General features: G+C 64.0%; 13 protein-coding genes. 6 read left to right on the forward strand and 7 right to left on the reverse strand.

Features of this window, described 5'->3' with window-relative positions:
* Nucleotides 1–26: 26 nt before the first annotated feature.
* The 3 genes from JQ587_RS25200 to JQ587_RS25210 all read right to left on the reverse strand — a co-directional run bounded on the left by JQ587_RS25200 (nt 27) and on the right by JQ587_RS25210 (nt 5269).
* A complete protein-coding gene (locus JQ587_RS25200; protein WP_212427073.1) occupies nt 27–2294 on the reverse strand; it encodes a cation:proton antiporter domain-containing protein in 2268 nt (755 codons plus the stop codon).
* A gap of 520 nt (nt 2295–2814) precedes the next feature.
* The gene (locus JQ587_RS25205; protein WP_212299027.1) at nt 2815–3300 is read right to left on the reverse strand and encodes a hypothetical protein; all 486 of its coding nucleotides are present in this window, start codon (nt 3298–3300) and stop codon (nt 2815–2817) included.
* Nucleotides 3301–3574: 274 nt separating this feature from the next.
* Entirely contained in the window at nt 3575–5269 is a 1695-nt protein-coding gene (locus JQ587_RS25210) for a methyl-accepting chemotaxis protein (protein WP_212299028.1), read from the reverse strand.
* Nucleotides 5270–5664: 395 nt separating this feature from the next.
* On the opposite strand from JQ587_RS25210, the gene JQ587_RS25215 reads away from it, so the two are divergent.
* On the forward strand, nt 5665–6519 hold the full coding sequence (locus tag JQ587_RS25215) for an SDR family NAD(P)-dependent oxidoreductase (RefSeq protein WP_249154512.1): 855 nt from the start codon (nt 5665–5667) through the stop codon (nt 6517–6519).
* Between the two features lie 131 nt (nt 6520–6650).
* Here the strand turns inward: JQ587_RS25215 and JQ587_RS25220 are convergent, their stop codons facing one another.
* On the reverse strand, nt 6651–7970 hold the full coding sequence (locus tag JQ587_RS25220) for a dicarboxylate/amino acid:cation symporter (protein WP_212427126.1): 1320 nt from the start codon (nt 7968–7970) through the stop codon (nt 6651–6653).
* Between the two features lie 98 nt (nt 7971–8068).
* Nucleotides 8069–9502, reverse strand: a complete 1434-nt coding sequence (gene aspA, locus JQ587_RS25225; RefSeq protein ID WP_349629532.1) for an aspartate ammonia-lyase — start codon at nt 9500–9502, stop codon at nt 8069–8071.
* Nucleotides 9503–9742: 240 nt separating this feature from the next.
* On the opposite strand from aspA, the gene JQ587_RS25230 reads away from it, so the two are divergent.
* Nucleotides 9743–10627 (forward strand): LysR family transcriptional regulator, encoded by an 885-nt coding sequence (locus tag JQ587_RS25230; protein WP_212299031.1) that lies wholly within the window; start codon nt 9743–9745, stop codon nt 10625–10627.
* Between the two features lie 79 nt (nt 10628–10706).
* Entirely contained in the window at nt 10707–11420 is a 714-nt protein-coding gene (gene cuyB, locus JQ587_RS25235; RefSeq protein ID WP_212427075.1) for a cysteate racemase, read from the forward strand.
* A 30-nt stretch (nt 11421–11450) separates the two neighbouring features.
* On the opposite strand, the gene JQ587_RS25240 is transcribed toward cuyB, so the two are convergent.
* Nucleotides 11451–12623, reverse strand: coding sequence for an MFS transporter (locus tag JQ587_RS25240; RefSeq protein WP_212427076.1), 1173 nt, complete (start codon nt 12621–12623; stop codon nt 11451–11453).
* A 60-nt stretch (nt 12624–12683) separates the two neighbouring features.
* On the opposite strand from JQ587_RS25240, the gene JQ587_RS25245 reads away from it, so the two are divergent.
* From JQ587_RS25245 to JQ587_RS25255, 3 genes are all read left to right on the forward strand, one after another.
* Nucleotides 12684–13484, forward strand: coding sequence for an AraC family transcriptional regulator (locus JQ587_RS25245; protein WP_212299034.1), 801 nt, complete (start codon nt 12684–12686; stop codon nt 13482–13484).
* 338 nt (nt 13485–13822) lie between these two features.
* A complete protein-coding gene (locus JQ587_RS25250; protein ID WP_212427077.1) occupies nt 13823–15175 on the forward strand; it encodes a malonyl-CoA decarboxylase in 1353 nt (450 codons plus the stop codon).
* A 40-nt stretch (nt 15176–15215) separates the two neighbouring features.
* The gene (locus JQ587_RS25255; protein WP_212427078.1) at nt 15216–16406 is read left to right on the forward strand and encodes a DUF418 domain-containing protein; all 1191 of its coding nucleotides are present in this window, start codon (nt 15216–15218) and stop codon (nt 16404–16406) included.
* 135 nt (nt 16407–16541) lie between these two features.
* On the opposite strand, the gene tarD is transcribed toward JQ587_RS25255, so the two are convergent.
* Nucleotides 16542–17711 carry a D(-)-tartrate dehydratase gene (gene tarD, locus JQ587_RS25260; RefSeq protein ID WP_212427079.1) on the reverse strand — a complete coding sequence of 390 codons (1170 nt, stop codon included), beginning with the start codon at nt 17709–17711 and terminating at the stop codon, nt 16542–16544.
* Nucleotides 17712–17727: the final 16 nt, after the last annotated feature.

Genomic DNA, 17727 nt, shown 5'->3' on the forward strand with positions numbered 1-17727 from the left:
ATGCGTGAGGCGCCGCGCCCTCTCCCCTAACCCTTCTCGCTTGGCGCCTGCCGCGCCTCACCGCTCGACACCAGCAGCACCGACACCTTCGATTGCCGCAGCACGGCGTCAGCCACGCCGCCGAAGGAGAGATGATCGGCCTGGATGCGATCGACGCCCAAGACGACGAGATCGACATCCGTAGTGTCGATCTCGCGCAGGATCGCAGCTTCCGGCGCCCGGTTCACGCGCAGGGTCGTGGTGATGTCGACATCGTAGCGGGCGGCGAGGTCGCTGGCGTCCTTGAGGATACCGGCCTCCTGGCTGAGCCCGCGCGAGGCGCCGCGCTGGGCGCCCTTGTCCCGCGTCGTCGCCACATAGATCACGCGCAGCGAGCCTGATCCGGCCTGTGTCAGCGCGACCGCGACCTCGGCGCCGCGCTTGGAAACGCTGCTGCCGGAGACGGGAACGAGGATGTTGAGCCCTTCCGGCATCGGCTGCTTCAGATGCTTGCCCTTGGCCGCCACGATCGCGAGCGGCCCTTCGAACGTCGCAGCAATGTCCTCGATCTTCCGATCGAACCGATCCTTGGTCGCAGCAACCCCGTCGACACCGACGACGAGGAGATCAAAGCCCTTGCGCGCCTCCTCAATGATGGTCTCGCCGAGCTCGGCGCGCCTGGCACGGGTGACGACATCGACGCTGCCGGCATCGCCGTCTCCGTTGGCCGATACCGTTTCGGCCGCCTTCTTCACCACGGCTTCGTGGCTCTCCGTCTCGTCGCGGCTCTGCTCCTGCTCCATGGCGCGGTTGCCGATATGCAGCACGGTGACGGGAAAGCCGCGCATGCCGGCGATCAGGCCTGCGATGTGCGCGGCGAAGGTGGCGTTGACGCTCTCGTCGACTGCGAGCAAGGGACGTTCGAGATTGGCGACGAAGCCGCGCTTCTCGAATTCTTCCCGGTCCAGCCGCTCCTTCTCGTCCTTGTTCATCGGCAGCCTGGCCAGCGCCGCGCGCAGCATCGGCGGCATCGCCATCGTGGTCACGATTGCCATGGTCACGATCATCGTGAACAGGTTCTGGCTGAGCACGCCGATGGAGAGGCCGATGGTGGCGATGATGACCTCGGTCGAGCCGCGCGCATTCATGCCGCTCGCCAGTGCCAGCGACTCCCGCGTGCTCAAGCCGCCCACGGTGCCACCGACGAAGGCGCCGCCGAACTTGCCGGCGCTGGCGATCACGACCAGGAGGCCGGTGAGCATGAGAAGCCTGGGATCGCGCAGCACCGACAGATCGGCGCTGAGGCCGGCGAGCCCGAAGAACACCGGCATGAAGAAGCTCGAGATCAGGCCGCGCAGGCGCTCGTCGATCTGCCGCGTCAGGATCGGCGACTCCCCGACCAGAATGCCCGCGACGAAGGCGCCGAGCACGGTGTGGACACCGATCGCATGCGTGATCAGCGCCATCACGCCCATCAACAGCAGGATCACGGTGATGACCGCCGCGGTGCTGACAAGGTTGTCGTTGGCCCAGCGGATGAGCTGAAACACCAGCCGGCGGCCGATGGTGAAGCTGATCACGAGGAAGGCAAGCGTGCCCAGCACGGCCTGCGCGACGGACGCGACATCTAGCGCTCCTTGCGACGCCAGGCTGAAGATGACGGCGATGATGATCCAGCCGATGGTGTCGTCGATCACGGCCGTCGCGACGATGATCTGGCCGACATTGCGGCGCATGAAATTCATCTCGCGCACCACCACGGCGACGATCTTCACCGAGGAGATCGACAGCGCCGTGCCCATGAACAGCGACGCGACGAGCCGCTGCTCCGGCTTCGGCAGCAGCGCATCGGGGAGGAATTCGCCGAGCGCAAAGCCGCAGGCGAAGGGCACCAGGATGCCGGCAACCGAAATCGCGATCGCGGCCTTGCCGACCTTCCTCACCAGCTTGAGGTCGGTCTCCATGCCCGTGAGCAGGAGCAGCAGCAGGATGCCGAACTGGGCGATGCCGTCGATCATCGCCTTCTGCTCGGGTGTCTTGGGGAAGATCGCGGCTTGCGCCTCCGGCCAGATCCAGCCGAACAGCGACGGCCCGAGGATGATTCCGGCGAGCAGTTCGCCGATCACCGAGGGCTGGCCGATCCGTTGCATGATCTCGCCGAGCCCGCGGCCGACCGCGATCAGCAGCACGATCTGCGCCACCAGCAGGAATTCGGATGGGCCAGCCGATTTGCCGCCCTCGGCGCCGGCCGCAATGGTGGTGAGGACAAGCACCGCGGGGACAAGGCCGACCGGTCGGAGCAGGCTCCACTGCATGCAGGTGTCTTCCCCCGTTTGCCGCCCGGCAAAGTGCCGGGCCACAGGGGTTAGAACCCGCGGGAGGCGGGGCGGGTTCCCGATGGTCGCGTCAGGGCCATTTCATATGGACTTCACGAGGTTTGTCCGCGAGCTGGCGCCGCCTCTCCCGCCTGCAGGAGAGGCCGGCGCGCTCGCAGAGCGCGGCGGGTGCGGGCTCGCACCACGCAGGGATCTCCTCCGCTATCCCTAGCAATCCCGACGCGGAGACCCCCACCGCAACAAACCCTGACCGCGTCATTTGCATCGGCCAGTCGCAACTTGCATCGAAGCGCGATGACCATGTCAGCTGCAACGAAAGCGGCGGCTGCGCCTCGCGCGACGAACAGGAACGAGGGCGCGCGGACTCATGAATTTTGACTCACGTCCGCTTCGCTCCGATAGCGACCACCCTTGCCGGCCCAGCAAATGACGCGAAGGACCAAGAATTGGCATTTTAGATCGAGAGGCCGCCAACCGAGGCAGCCTCCCCAACGTCCGCTCAATTGTCCGTTAGATTTCCCACGATGACGCAGTTTGCGCTGACCGAAAATAAGTTGTTCGATACTGTGCCGATCTCGATCGAGGGGTACCGGCCGGGTCCCATCTTGTAGTAAATCTGGTTCGTGACGATGGAGTAGTATTTTCCGGTGTTGAGTGTTTCCGAGGTCGCGCTGCCCTTGATGGAATAAATCCTACCAAGGTCGTTCTGTCCGGGAGTTGTCCCGACAAACAGGTCCATAGAATTTATTATTTGGCCGTTGGTCACGTAGACGTCGCACGAGACATTGGTGACGTTAAGGAACTTGTTGGTCGGCGCCTGAGCGAAAGTCAAAACGAGGGTGTTACCGCTGATGAAGGACGAAGCGCGGTCCTCGTAGAAGGTTCCTGAAACTATCGGCTTGTTGTTTTGCGAATGGACTGGCGAGACGAAACCAAAGGTCAGCAGAAGCAAGGTGGCGGATAAAATAAAGCGAGCGAAATGCATTTTGGTCTCCACATTTTTGAGTAGAGCCCGCATTTCACGACAATCCGGCAGATGCGTCAATTGGACACAGGCCGCCCGTAACCCTGCATTGCACCACTCGAAAACTCAACTGGGGCCACGAAGTTGAATAGGCCAGCGCGTAGTAGAGCGAAGCGACCCCCCCCCCAAAAACCTCGCCGCTTGATCCGGTCGCACCAACGATTTGCTCAGGCGCCGCCCGTGAGGCGATGGGTTTCGCAAGAGCTCAACCCATCCTACAAGGTTGGCGAGAGCTTTACGCCGCCGACTGCAGGGCCTGAAGCCTCCGGACGAATCCCAACGCCGCTTCGTTCAAATCGCCAAATCTGCTGCGCAGCGCCTCCGCGCGCGTGCCTGCGCCCTGGGCAATCGACTGCCCCATGACGGCCTTCGAACAGACATCCTCGACCGACTTCTGGAGATGCTCGGCCCCTTCGGCGGCGCTCCGAGCCGCGCGATTGATGTCGCTCGTGGCGCCGCTCTGCTCCTGAACCTCCCTGGCAATCGTCGCGCTCTGCTCTCTGATGTCCCTGATGACGTCGACGATCGCAGCGATTTCACTTGCCGCCGCCTGCGTCGCCGACTGGATGCCGAGCACCTGCGAGGAGATGTCCTCAGTCGCTCTCGCGGTCTGCGTTGCAAGCGTCTTGACCTCCGCCGCCACCACCGCAAAGCCGCGGCCGGCCTCGCCCGCCCGCGCCGCCTCGATGGTCGCATTCAGCGCCAGCAGATTGGTCTGGCCGGCGATATCGCTGATCAATTCCACGACGCTTCCTATCTTTGTCGCCGCCTGCACCATGCTCTCGACCATCAATCCGGCCTGGGTCGCGCGGCCGCTGGCGATATCCGCCACCTGGCTTGCTTCCTGGGCCCGCCCGTTGATGTTGCGGGTGGAGGCATCGAGCTGCTCGACCCCTGCGGCCATGGTCTGCACGCTGCCGGCGATGTCCTCTGCGGACGCCGACGCCGTGCGGCTGCACGACAAATTGTCTGCGTTGAACCGCTCCAATTCCTGGATCGCATCGGCGATCTGTCGGGCCGCCTCAACGACCTCATCCACCGAGCCGACGACCGACTCCTCGAAAGATGAGGTGGCGCGCGAGAGAACGTCCTTCAGCTCGCTTTCTGCCTGCATCTTGAGCTTCGCCTGCGACGCCTGAAGCGACAACCGGTCGGCCGAATGGTCACGCAAGACGGCGACCGCCGCGGCCATGGCCCCGATCTCGTCGCGCCGATCCAGCCCCGGAATGTTGCCTTCGATCTCACCCGACACGATCTGGCGCAGACGCTCCTCGAGACGCCGCAGCGGCCGGGAGATCGTACCAGCGATCAGAACCGCAAACGCAACGCTCATGAGCACGACGAGCAAGGCAAGACCACCGAGCCGCAGAGCTGCCGCCTTGAACGACTCGTCGAGATCGTCGACGTACATGCCACTGATGACCATCAATTTGAGGTCCGGAAGCGCCCTGACGAAGGCCCTTTTGCGCAGCGGCTCCGGTTGGCCGCTGCGGGGAAAGTAGTAAGTGACGGTCCCGGCACCGGCGCCATGCGCGAGGTCGACGATTTCGCGCCGGAACAAGTGCCCATTGACATCGCCCTTGTCGATCAGGTTCTTCCCGACGTTCTCGGGGGTGCCGCCATCGGCGAGATTGAGCCCGTCCCAATCGTAGACGAAGAAATAGTTGTTGCCGTCATATCGCGATTTCGCGACGATCTCCCTGATCCTCGCAACCATCTCGTCGCGGCTCATGCGGCCCGACAACACCTCTTGCTGAAAGGCTGCGATCTGCGATGCGACCACATCCACGGCGCCGCGCAGCGCCCGTGTCCTCTCAGCCTCCATCTGGTCGCGCAGCTGGACCAGGGACACGCCAACGAGAACCATCATCGCCAGAACACTGCCAAGCGTGAGCATGCCCAGCCGCCACGCGATCTTGGTCTTCTTCATGCGAAATCCCTTGCCCTTGCAATGAATGCTGAAGCTTGCAGCCGAAAGCTTGACGAGGACTTTCACTGACAGCGTCGAACGCGATGCCATCGGCAAAATGTTATGCGAAATTTGCATCGGCCAGTCGCATCTTGCATCGAAGCGAGATGGTCATGCCGGCCGGAACGAAGGGCCGCGACAACGGTCCGAGCGACAAATGGGAAATGGGACGCGCGCTCATGAATTGACCAATTCCGCCGCGCTTCCGAGAGCGACCACCCTTGTCGGCCCAGCAAATGACGCGAAGGGCCAGACGCGAACATCCGGCAGGCTTCCAAATCGCTCGAAAGTGCGGTCATATGCCGTCCGGGACAACTTGACGTTTTGGTGCAAGAGGCTCGGCTTGCCGGAGGAGAATGCGCGTGAAAGAACTCGCTGGAAAGACTGCGTTCGTGACCGGTGCAGCGTCAGGCATTGGCCTGGGGATCGCGACCGCTTTCGCCCAGGCCGGCGCGAAAGTGATGCTTTGCGATATTGAAGAAGAGGCTCTGTCCGCGGCGCTCAAGCAACTCAGGCTTACCAACGTCGATGTCGAGGGCGTGAGAGCCGACGTCTCACTCAAGGCCGAACTCGTGGCAGCCGCCGAAGCCACGACCGCCCGCTACGGCAAGGTGCACATCCTCGTCAACAATGCGGGCGTCGGCGGCGGCGGGCCCTATGGCACCTGGACCGAAGCGTCGTGGAATTGGACCCTGGGCGTCAACCTGATGGCGACTATTTGGGGGATCGAGATCTTCGGGCCGTTGATCGAGCAGCATGGCGAGGGTGGACATATCGTCTCCACGGCCTCGATCGCCGGCCTCATTTCAGGGGGGAGCACTGCATACAATGTTTCAAAGTATGGCGTTGTCGCGCTGTCCGAGGGCTTGCGGCAGGAACTCGCGCCCCGCGGGATCGGGGTGTCGGTGCTGTGCCCCGGGTTCATCCGCACGCACATCATGAACTCAAGCCGCAACCTCCCCAAACGCTTCGAGGGGGAGGTCCGTGCCCCGCCGACGTCGGGCCCGATTGCCGAGCGGATCAATCTCATCCGCGAACGCGTCACTCAGGGCATCGATCCCCTCTATGTCGGTGAACTCGTCCGCGAAGGCGTCGAAAACGACTGGCCTTATATCTTCACCGACCTCGAATTTGAGCCGATCGTCGAAGCGCGCTTTGCCGCAATCAAGCAAGGTTTTGACCATATCCGCGGGCGCAACCCGAAACGTTGAGCGCGCAGCCTTCCACCAGCCTGATGGTGCTCTCATCTGGCCGTGCAATATGAGCTCAAAGGCCCCGGGACATCTCCCGGGGCCTTTGGATCACGCGTGTTATTTTCTCGAGAAGGGGCGGACCAACCGGCTCATCCGCCCGCCGCGCCGGCGACGGCGACGGCCGGCACCGCGGTCTCGGGCGATCCCTCTTCGGCCAATCCTCGCTTGTCTTCCCACTTCGCCACGGTAGCCGTGGCAATGCCGTTGCCGATGACGTTGGTCATGGTCCGCCCCATGTCCAGGAACTGGTCGATGCCCATGATGAGAAGCATGCCGCCCACCGGCAGGTTGAACATCGGCAGGGTCGCGGCAACGACCACGAGCCCGGCGCGCGGCACGCCGGCGATGCCCTTGCTGGTGACCATCATCACCAGCAGCATGACGAGCTGCTGCGTGAAGCTGAGCTCGATGCCGTAGGCCTGGGCGATGAACAAAGCGGCAAAGGCCTGGTACATCATCGAGCCGTCCAGGTTGAACGAGTAACCCAGAGGCAGCACGAAGCCCGAGATGCGCTCGCTGACGCCGAACTTCGTCAATTGCTCGATCATCTTGGGGTACGCGGCTTCGCTGCTCGCCGTCGAGAACGCGAGCAGCATCGGCTGGCGCAGCAGGCCGATGAGATGAAGAACGGGCCGCCCGAGGGCCACCAGCCCCACGAGAACGAGGACAGTCCAAAGCACCGCGAGGCTGAAATAGAAGGTCGCGATGAACTTGCCGTAGGTCAGGAGAACGCCAAGTCCCTGCGTGGTAATCACCGCCGCAATCGCCGCGAACACGCCGAGCGGCGCGAACTTCATCACGAAATTCGTGATTTGCAGCATGATATGCACCAGCTCATCGATGGACGCCGCGATGGTCCTGGCATGGCTCGTCTTCAGCCTGCTGAGCGCGAGCCCGAAGAACACGGCGAAGACCAGGATCTGCAAGATCTCGTTCGTCGACATGGCCTGGGCGATGCTGGTTGGAAACACGTGGGTGATGAAGTCCTTCAGATTGAAGCCGGCGGTCTGCAAGGTGTTGGTGGCATCCGCACTGGGAAGCGGCAGCTGCAAACCGTGACCCGGCGCGAACAGGTTCGCAAAGATCATGCCGAGGCCGAGAGACACGAGTGAGGCCGAGACGAACCAGCCCATGGCCCTGGCGGCAATGCGGCCGACCGCGCCGCCTTCGGAGCCGAGGCTGGTGATCCCTGAGACGATCGTGGCGAAGACGAGCGGCGCGATGATCATCTTGATCATGCGCAGGAACACGTCGGTGACGATCGAGAAATAGCCGGAAATGGTCTTCGCGGTCTCCGGCGTCGGTGCCAGCTCATGACAGGCGTAGCCCGCCAGGATACCGAGCAGAAGGCTGACGACGAGAGCATTGGTGAGGCGGTTGGACCGCGCAGGTGAATTGTCGGCATTCATTGTCATTTCTCTATTTCCTCCCTTGGGCGCGCAGGTTCACGACAACTGGGCCACGCCCCGCGGCGCAATCGGCGGGTGGCGCAGTTTTGCTGATCGCTTCAGCAGATCGGCTGTGGCTGGCGGCCGTCATGATCCACGGCGGCAAGGCTTTGCGGCTGCGTCAGCATTTCGGGCTTCAGGATCGCCGCAAGCGTGGCTTCGGTGAGCAGCCCCCGCTCGCGCACGAGCTCGGCAACGCCGCGACCGGATGCATGCGCCTCCACGGCGACGGCCGTCGCGGCGGCGTAACCGATATAGGGATTGAGCGCCGTCACGAGGCCGATCGAGTTCTCGACATCGGCCCGAAGGCGCTCACGATTGGCCGTAATGCCCGCGACGCAGCTCCGCTCCAACGTCAGGCATGCCTGCGCGAGATGGCTGATGCTCTTGAACAGGCTGTGCGCGATGATCGGCTCGAACGCATTGAGCTGCAATTGGCCGGCTTCGGCGGCCATCGTCACCGTGATGTCGTTGCCGATCACCTCGAAGGCGACCTGGTTCACGACCTCGGGGATCACCGGGTTGACCTTGCCGGGCATGATCGAGGAGCCGGCCTGGACGGCCGGAAGGTTGATCTCGCCGAACCCGGCCCGCGGTCCGCTCGAGAGCAGCCGCAGGTCGTTGCAGATCTTTGAGATCTTGACCGCGACGCGCTTCAGCACGCCCGAGATCTGAACGAACGCGCCGCAATCCTGCGTCGCCTCGACCAGGTCCGGGGCGGTCACCAGCGGCAAGCCGGTGATCGCATTCAGATAGCGGCAGACGAGGCGCGCATAATCCGGATGCGCGTTGATGCCGGTGCCGATGGCGGTCGCGCCCATGTTGATCTCGTGAATCAGCAGCCCTGCTTCGCGCAGGCGGTCCTGATCCTCGCCGATCATCACGGCATAGGTGTTGAACTCCTGCCCCAGCGTCATCGGCACCGCGTCCTGCAGCTGGGTACGGCCCATTTTCAGGACGTCCTTGAATTCCTCGGCCTTGCGCGCAAAAGCGAGCCGCAGGACATCCATCGCCATGACGAGATTTTGAAGGCCATGAGACGTCGCGATCTTCAACGCCGTGGGGTACACGTCATTGGTGCTTTGGCTCATGTTGACGTGCTCGTTCGGGTGGAGCGAGGCGTACTCGCCCCTGACATGGCCGAGAAGCTCCAGCGCCCGGTTTGCGATCACCTCATTGGCGTTCATGTTGGTGGAGGTGCCGGCGCCGCCCTGGATGACGTCCACCACGAACTGATCGTGAAGCCGGCCGGCGCGCAATTCCTCGCAGGCCGCCACGATCGCCCGCCCGCGCCGCTGATCGAGAAGACCGAGCTCCATGTTGGACAGGGCGGCCGCCTGCTTGATGGCAGCGAGCGCGCCGATCAACTCGGGATAGGCTGAAATCGCGATCCCGCTGATCGGGAAGTTTTCGACGGCGCGCAGCGTATGGACCCCGTAATAGGCCTCGAGGGACACTTCGCGCTCGCCAAGCAGATCATGTTCCGTCCGCACGTCATCTCCCGCTGGTCGGCTCCGTTGTTCGGAGACAGTGTTGCCGGTCGAGAGCCTCGCGCCGATGCGTTTGAGGCTTCCCGCCGCAAGGGGATGCATGCGCTCGGAGATGGAGGGCCGTCCAATGTTATGCCGGCAAGCTCTATTCCGATTTTGCATAGATTTCGCTGGGATAAGCGGGCATCTTCCCGGGGCGAACCCTCCAATCTGGGGGCGCAGGCGAAGACCGGAGCGGACACGATGGAGTTGAAATGGCTGGAAGATTTTCTCAGCCTCGCGCGAACCCGCAGCTTCTCACGCGCCGCGGACGAGCGGCACGTGACGCAATCTGCGTTCAGCCGCAGAATCCAGGCGCTGGAGCTTTGGCTCGGCGTGTCCCTCGTTGACCGCAGCAACTATCCGACCACGCTGACCGCCGAAGGGCGCGAATTCCTGGAGACTGCGGAGGAGACGGTTCGCATGCTCCATGCAAGCCGTCTCGCGCTTCAGGCCAGCAAGCGGCCGAGCACGCAGATCGTCTCGATCGCGGCCCTGCATACCCTGTCGCTGCATTTTTTCCCGCGGTGGTTCCGGACCATCGAGAAGGACGTCGGACCCATCGGCAGCCGGTTGCTGCCCGACGATTTTCACAGCTGCCTGCAGGCGCTCGTCGAAGGGAGCTACGACTTCCTGCTCACCTTCCATCACGCCAACGTGGCGATCCTGCTCGAGCCCGAGCTTTATCCGCATATCGTCGTCGGCATGGACAGTTTCGTCGCCGTCCGCAGCACAAATTTGGCGACGAACGATGCGGCTTCCCTGCCCCTGCTCAGCTACGCCGCGAACTCGTTCCTGGGGCGGGTCGCCACCTTCGCGCAGGCCCAGGCCGGCTCGCCGCCCGCGCACGTGACCCACACCAACGAGAACGCCATGGCCGAGGGGCTCAAGTTCATGGCGCTGGAGGGCTACGGCCTGGCGTGGCTGCCGCGCAGCCTCGTTGCCCGGGAATTGGACGAGGGCAGCCTCACCATGGTCGGACCGGAGATTCCGCTGGAAGTCCGGCTCTATCGAAGTGCGCGGCGAACCCGGCCCATCGTGGAAAAGGTCTGGAACGCCGCTCAATCGGCCGCCCCCAAAACTATGTAGAAGTCGCATATGCCGTTCTGAACAGGCATTGGATTTGCCTGAAGCGACCGTGCATCGTGGCTGCGACAAGGAGACAACGATGCTTGGCATTCTGGGCGGCATGGGCCCGATGGCGACCGTGGATTTCATGGGCAAGGTGATCCGGAACACCCCGGCATCGTGCGACCAGGACCACATCCAGATGGTCGTGTGCTCGGCGACTGATGTGCCCGATCGCACGGCCGCCATTCTCGGCCAGGGCTCTGATCCCTTCCCCGCCATGCTGAATGCCCTGCGCCGGCTCGAGCTGTCGGGCGCGACCCGGTTCGCGATCCCTTGCAACACGGCGCACCATTGGCACGGTGCGCTCCAGGCCAAGACGTCAGTGCCGATCATCCACATCGTCGACGCCGTCGCCGACGCGCTTGCGGAGCAGCGGATGAGCCCAGCCATCGGCCTGCTTGCGACGGACGGCACGGTCCGCGCCGGAATCTACCAGCAGCGTCTTGCCGAACGGGGCTATGCGTGCGTGGTGCCCGATGCGAAGGCGCAAGCGGAGGTCATGCGCGCGATCCGCCTGGTGAAAGCAGGATGCACCGACGAGGCTGCCGTGATCCTAGGAAGAGAAGCAGAAGCGCTCGCGGCCAGGGGCTGTTCGCACATCGCCATGGCCTGCACGGAAATTCCCCTCGCACTCGCCGCGCTGGACCGCGACGTGAGCGCGGCATTGCTGGACCCCACCGACATCCTGGCCCAGGCCTGCGTCAGGTCATGCCTGGCCGTGCCGCAGGATTTGGTTCGGCAGGTGGCCTAGCAGGGCCGGTACCTGCCGCCATGCCTTCCCTCACGCCGCCGCCGGCGTCCGGATCTCGCGCGGCAGGATGATCGCGGCCGCGATCGCGAGCAGGCAGAGGCCGGCGAAGGCGTGCAGCATGGTGACGAAGCCGCCCTGCTCGTAGAGCCAAGCCACTAGGCCGACCGATGCGCCGGCTGCGGTGAAGCCGATGAAATAGCGCACGGCATAGGCGCGCGAGCGCCATTCCTCGCTGGTGTATTTGCCGACCATGGCATCGTTCACCGTGACCTGCCCGAACGCGCCCATGACGATGCCGATGGACACCAATATCAGCGGCAGATTGTTCAAGCTCGCGGCCAGATACAGAAACGGCGCCAGCATGAAGGACAGCGGCAGCGCCACCGTCTTCAGCGAATAGCGGTCGAGCAGCCGGCCGATCGTGTACTGCGTCATCGCGCCGAACACGTAGACGCAGGCCGCGATGACGCCGAGCAGCGCCGGGCTTTTCGTCAGGTCTGCGAGACGCTCCGCGAACAGCTTCGGCAGCGCGACGGTGACGGCGTTGAACGTGGTGGAGATGGCAATCACTACGATCAGCAGCGACAGCACGACGCGCCACATGTCCTGCTTCGCCACGCGCGCTTGCGCAGCCGCCTGCCTGGAGCCCTTGCGGTCCTCGTGCACGACCAGCATCGCGAAGGCGATGCCGGTCAGGATGGTGACGAGGCCGGGAATGATGAAGGCAAAGCGCCAGCCGAGATATTGCCCGATCACGCCGGTGACCAGCGCGGACGAGGCGACGCCGAGATTGCCCCAGACGCCGTTGATGCCCATCTCGCGGCCGAGCCGGGCGGCATAGGACACGATCATCGCGGTCCCAACAGGGTGATAGATCGAGGCGAACACGCCGATCGCGAGCAGCGCGGCACCGAGCTGGACCTGTGTCTGCACGAAGCCGACCGAGATCATGGAGGCGCCGATGCCGATGAAGAAGATCAGCATCATGTGGCGGCGGCTCCAGCGGTCCCCTAACCATCCGGTAAGCAGCGAGCCGGCGCCGAAGGCGATGAAACCGGGGGTCGCGTAAGGAAGCAGCTCCGAATAGGCCATCCCGAGCGCCGGTCCCATGATGATCACGGCGGCGGCGAAGATCAGCATCGCATAATGGTCGATGAAATGGCCGGCATTGACGAAACTGATGACCCGGCTGGGGCTGTTCATTCGGAATCCTCTCCTGCTCCGAAATGAGTTATATGTCGAGCGAATGACGGGATGTTGCCAATGACTGTCGTCGAAACGCCAATCCTGCGGGAAGTCCGGGGCAACCACCGCTCCACCGCGGGCGTGCACCTGGTGGCGCGCGACTATCCGAAGGGTCTGCGGATCGATCCGCACATGCACCGCGAGGCGCAGCTGATCTATGCCGCGAAAGGCACAATGCAGGTGACGACGCCGGAGGGGCGCTGGCTGGTGCCGCCGGATCGCGCGGTCTGGGTGCCGGCCGGGCTCGAACATGCCATCGACCTGCTCGCCGACATCGAGATGCGCACGCTGTATTTCGACCTCGCCTGGCTCAAGCGCGAGCAGCGACTAAAAGCGTTGACCAGGGAATTCGTCGTGCGGGTGTCGCCGCTGCTCAACCAGGCGATTCTCGCTCTGTTCGAGGCGCGCAACACCGAGGAGCGCACCGAGCTGTTGGTGCGCCTGGTAATGCTGGAACTGCATCAGGCCGAGGATTCCGCGACCTTCGTGCCGCTGCCGCACGAACCGCGCTGCCGCCGCGCCGCGATGATCGTGCTCGACGATCCCACCGGGCTCCACGACATCGACATATTGGCACGCGAGGTCGGAACCTCCGCACGCACGCTGTCGCGGCTGTTCTCCACCGAGACGCAGCTGAGCTTCAAGAGCTGGTGCCAGCGCGCCAGGATTGCAGCGGCGATCCAGCGGTTGTCGACGGATGCGAGCGTGTCGGTGAAGCAGCTCGCCACGCAACTCGGCTATGCCAGCGTGCCGGCGTTCTCGGCCGCGTTCCGCCAGGTGACGGGGCGGACGCCGACGGAGTTTGCAGGGAAGACATGAGGCGGCCGCAGCTGCCGCCTACCCCGCCCCATCCACGGGATCGTTGCCGTCGTCTCACATTCGGTGTCATCGCCCGCGGGGCGATCCAGTACTCCGAGACAGCAGTGATGGACCGAGACGCTGCGGAGCACTGGATGCCCCGCCTTCGCGGGCGCATGACAGCTTGCTTGGGGTGAGCACACCCCCGCTCCATCAACGCCCACGCGGCGCATGACAGCGTGCCGCGGGATGCATAGTACCCCTAAAGATACAAAATTCCCCTGCTTGATTGTGATCGGCATCCGCCTAAATCCCGTGTAAGCTTCCGCACCGCACAAACCCGAATTCGAAAAGCCCAGATGGCCAATGCCTTCTTCTCCGACCTGCTCGCCACAATTTCCGAGCGCGGCCGCACGCTGCTGCGCCGGGGGGACGGCCCCGACACCAAGCAGGATGCCGACGGACTGATCGAGCTGTGCGGCGCGCTGCTGTCGGGCCGAGGCGAGGCCTCCGGCACCGCGATGGCGCGCGAGGTGCTCGACATCTACCAGGAACTGGATGCGGCGGGACGCCGCGCCTTCTTCGAAGGACTGGTGCGCGATTTCGGCCCCGACCATGAGCGTCTGACCAGGGCGATCGAGAAATGGCGCGCCAATCCGAGTGATGAGGACGGAAGCTCGCTGCATTTCGCCTCGGAACCTCGGCGGCAGGAACTGATCCGCCGCCTCAACCGCGCGCCGGGCGGCACCGGCGATCTCGTCGCCATGCGGGCCGACCTGCTCGACATGATGAACGGACACACCGATCTCGCCGCGCTCGATCGCGACGTCTCGCATCTTCTCTCGTCGTGGTTCAACAGGGGGTTTCTCGTGCTGCGCCGGATTGACTGGTCGACCCCGGCCAACATCCTCGAAAAGATCATCCGCTATGAAGCCGTGCACGAGATCAGCGACTGGGACGATCTGCGTCGCCGCATCGATCCGGTCGACCGCCGCTGCTACGCCTTCTTCCACCCGGCGATGGTGGACGAGCCCTTGATCTTCGTCGAGGTGGCGTTGACCGAGACGATTCCAGGCGCGATCGCGCCGCTGCTGGCGGTCGATCGCCAGCACTTGTCGATCGAAAGGGCGCGCACCGCCGTGTTCTACTCGATCTCCAACACCCAGCGCGGTCTCGGCGGCATCTCCTTCGGCAGCTTCCTGATCAAGCAGGTGGTCGAAGAGCTGCGCCGCGAGACGCCGAAGCTCGACACCTTCGTGACGCTGTCGCCGGTGCCGGGCTTCATGCCATGGGTAAAGCAGGACAAGGATCTGTCGCTGTCGGACGAGGACCGTGAGATCCTGAAACGTCTCGACGATCCCAAATGGTTCGAGAACCCTGAAACGACGGCGCAGCTGCGCGGCGTGATCGAGCCGCTCGCCGCGCATTACTTCCTGAAGGCACGCACGTCGAAGGGCCGCCTGATCGATTCCGTCGCCCGCTTCCATCTCGGCAACGGCGCCCGCCTCGAGCGCATCAACTGGCTCGGCGACCTCTCGCCCAAGGGCGTGCGCGAGTCCGCCGGCGTGATGGTGAACTATCTCTACCGCCTCGACGACATCGAGAAGAACCACGAGGCCTACGCCAATGACGGCGAGGTCGTGGCGTCCAGCGCGGTGAAGAAGCTGCTCAAAGGCGAAGGACGCCGGTTGCTGGATATGCGGTTGTCGTAGGAGCGAGAATAGCCAGGGCGCTATTGGGACTCATATCGCAATGACTTCCGATCGCGCCGCGCCTCCCCATCCGACAAATCCCTCGGAGCGGATCGATGCCATCGACGTGCTGCGGGGGATCGCCCTGTTCGGCGTCATGGCCATCAACCTCGCGATGGAGTTTCGCGTCTCGATCTTCGACCAGTTTCTTGGTCCCAGAACGCTGGCCTCACCAATCGATCGTGCCATCGAAGCGATCCTGACAACTGCCGTCGAGCTCAAGGCGTTCGCGCTATTCTCGCTGCTGTTCGGCGTAGGCCTTGCCATTCAGTTCGACCGGCTTGCGAGCGCGCGCCGCACTGCCCTGCTCGTCCGCCGGCTTGCCGCGCTGCTGGGGTTCGGCGTCATTCACTTGTGCCTGATCTGGAACGGCGACATCCTCACCGAATACGCGCTTGCCGGGTTCATCGTGCTGCCGTTCCTGTCTGGCCCGCGCTGGTTGCTCGCTCTCGCCGTGCTGGTGTTTCTGGCGCTGTATCTGGCGATGCAGGCTTTTCCGCCGGTCGGGTTGTTTCCGAGCAGGACCGTGATCTGGCGGGACGTCATGGATGCCAATCGCATCTATGCGACGGGCGGCTTTCTCGACGTGCTTGCATTTCGTCTGCGCGAAATTCCGCTCATCGCCTCGCTTCACGCCTTCATCTTCCTGCGCACGATCGGGCTGTTCCTTCTGGGTGCGCTGGCCTGGCGCAGCGGCGTTATGCAAAATGCCCGCGCCCTGTTCATCATCGCGCTTGCCGCGATCGCCCTCGGCGCTGGCCTGCTTTATCGTGGCAGCGAGCCGCTCGGCACCGTCCTGCTGGCGCTGGGCTATGGCGCCGCCGTTCTCGGCATCGCCCATTTCGAGCGCGGCAAGAAGCTGCTCGGCTGGGCCGCGCCGCTGGGACGGATGGCCTTCACCAACTACGTCGCGCAATCCGTCATCTTCGGCTGGATCTTTTACGGTTACGGCCTCGGCCGGTTCGGGCAACTCGGCATCACCCAGGCCCTCGCTATCGGCATCGCTGTCTACGCCGCGCAGGTGCTGCTGAGCGCCTGGTGGCTGCGCCACTACCGATACGGCCCGCTCGAATGGCTGTGGCGGTCGCTGATGTATGGAGCGCGGCAGCCGATCGTGGTGGCACGGGTGGCGGCTGCGATGCGAACTCAACTGTCGTCCCGGACAAGCGAAGCGCAGATCCGGGACCCATAACCACAGGATTTGGTTTGGCGAAGACTCGGAGTGACCGGCGCGTCCCATAACTCCTCCCTGGGGTTATGGGTCCCGCGTTCGCGGGAACGACACCGAGTACGTGGCGCGGCCGTCGTGCATCAACGCGCACCCAGCCTACTCCGCCAGCGCCTTCATTTCCTTGTAGAGGTCGGACTTGCCTTCGAAGCCGATGCCGGCGAGATCGGGCATGGTGATGTGGCCGTTCTCGACGCGCACGCCGTCGGGGAAGCCGCCGTAGGGCTGGAATAGATCCGGGTAGCTTTCGTTGCCGCCGAGACCGAGGCCGGCGGCGATGTTCAGCGACATCTGGTGGCCGCCATGCGGGATGCAACGGCTCGGCGACCAGCCGTGGGTTTTCAGCACGTCGAGCGTGCGCTGATATTCGCACAGGCCGTAGGACAGTGCGCAGTCGAACTGCAGCCAGTCGCGGTCGGGGCGCATGCCGCCGTAGCGGATCAGGTTGCGAGCGTCCTGGTGGCTGAAGAGGTTTTCGCCTGTGGCCATCGGGCCGGGATAGAATTCGGCGAGCGCGGCCTGCAGCGCGTAGTCGAGGGGATCGCCGACCTCCTCGTACCAGAACAGCGGATAGTCGCGCAGCATCTTTGCGTAGGCGATACCGGTCTCCAGGTTGAAGCGGCCGTTGGCATCGACAGCGAGCTGCGCGTCCTTGCCGATCTCCTTCAGCACCGCCTCGATGCGGGTGCGGTCCTCTTCAATCGACGCGCCGCCGATCTTCATCTTCACGACATTGTAGCCGCGATCGAGATAGCCGCGCATCTCGCCGCGCAGCATCGAAAGATCCTTGCCGGGATAGTAGTAGCCGCCGGCGGCGTAGACGAACACACGCGGATTGGCTTTGACGCCGTGACGCTCGGCGAGCAGGCGGAACAGCGGTTTGCCGGCGATCTTCGCCACTGCGTCCCACACCGCCATGTCGATGGTGCCGACCGCAACCGAGCGCTCGCCATGGCCGCCCGGCTTCTCATTGGTCATCATCGCGCCCCAGACCTTGTCGGGGTCGAGATTGTCGCCGGAAGCGTTGAGCAGCGACTTCGGATCGGCCTCCGTGATGCGCGAGGCAAAGCGCTCGCGGATCAGGCCGCCTTGGCCGTAGCGGCCGTTGGAGTTGAAGCCGTAGCCGACGACGCGCTTGCCGTCGCGCACGACATCCGTGACGACGGCGACGAGGCTCGTCGTCATCTTGGTGAAGTCGATATAGGCGTTGCGGATCGGGGACGAGATCGGCTTGGTGATCTCACGGACGTCGACGATGCGGACGGACATGGGCGTGGCTTTCTCT

The organism is Bradyrhizobium manausense, from assembly GCF_018130615.1.
GTDB classification, from domain to species: domain Bacteria; phylum Pseudomonadota; class Alphaproteobacteria; order Rhizobiales; family Xanthobacteraceae; genus Bradyrhizobium; species Bradyrhizobium manausense_A.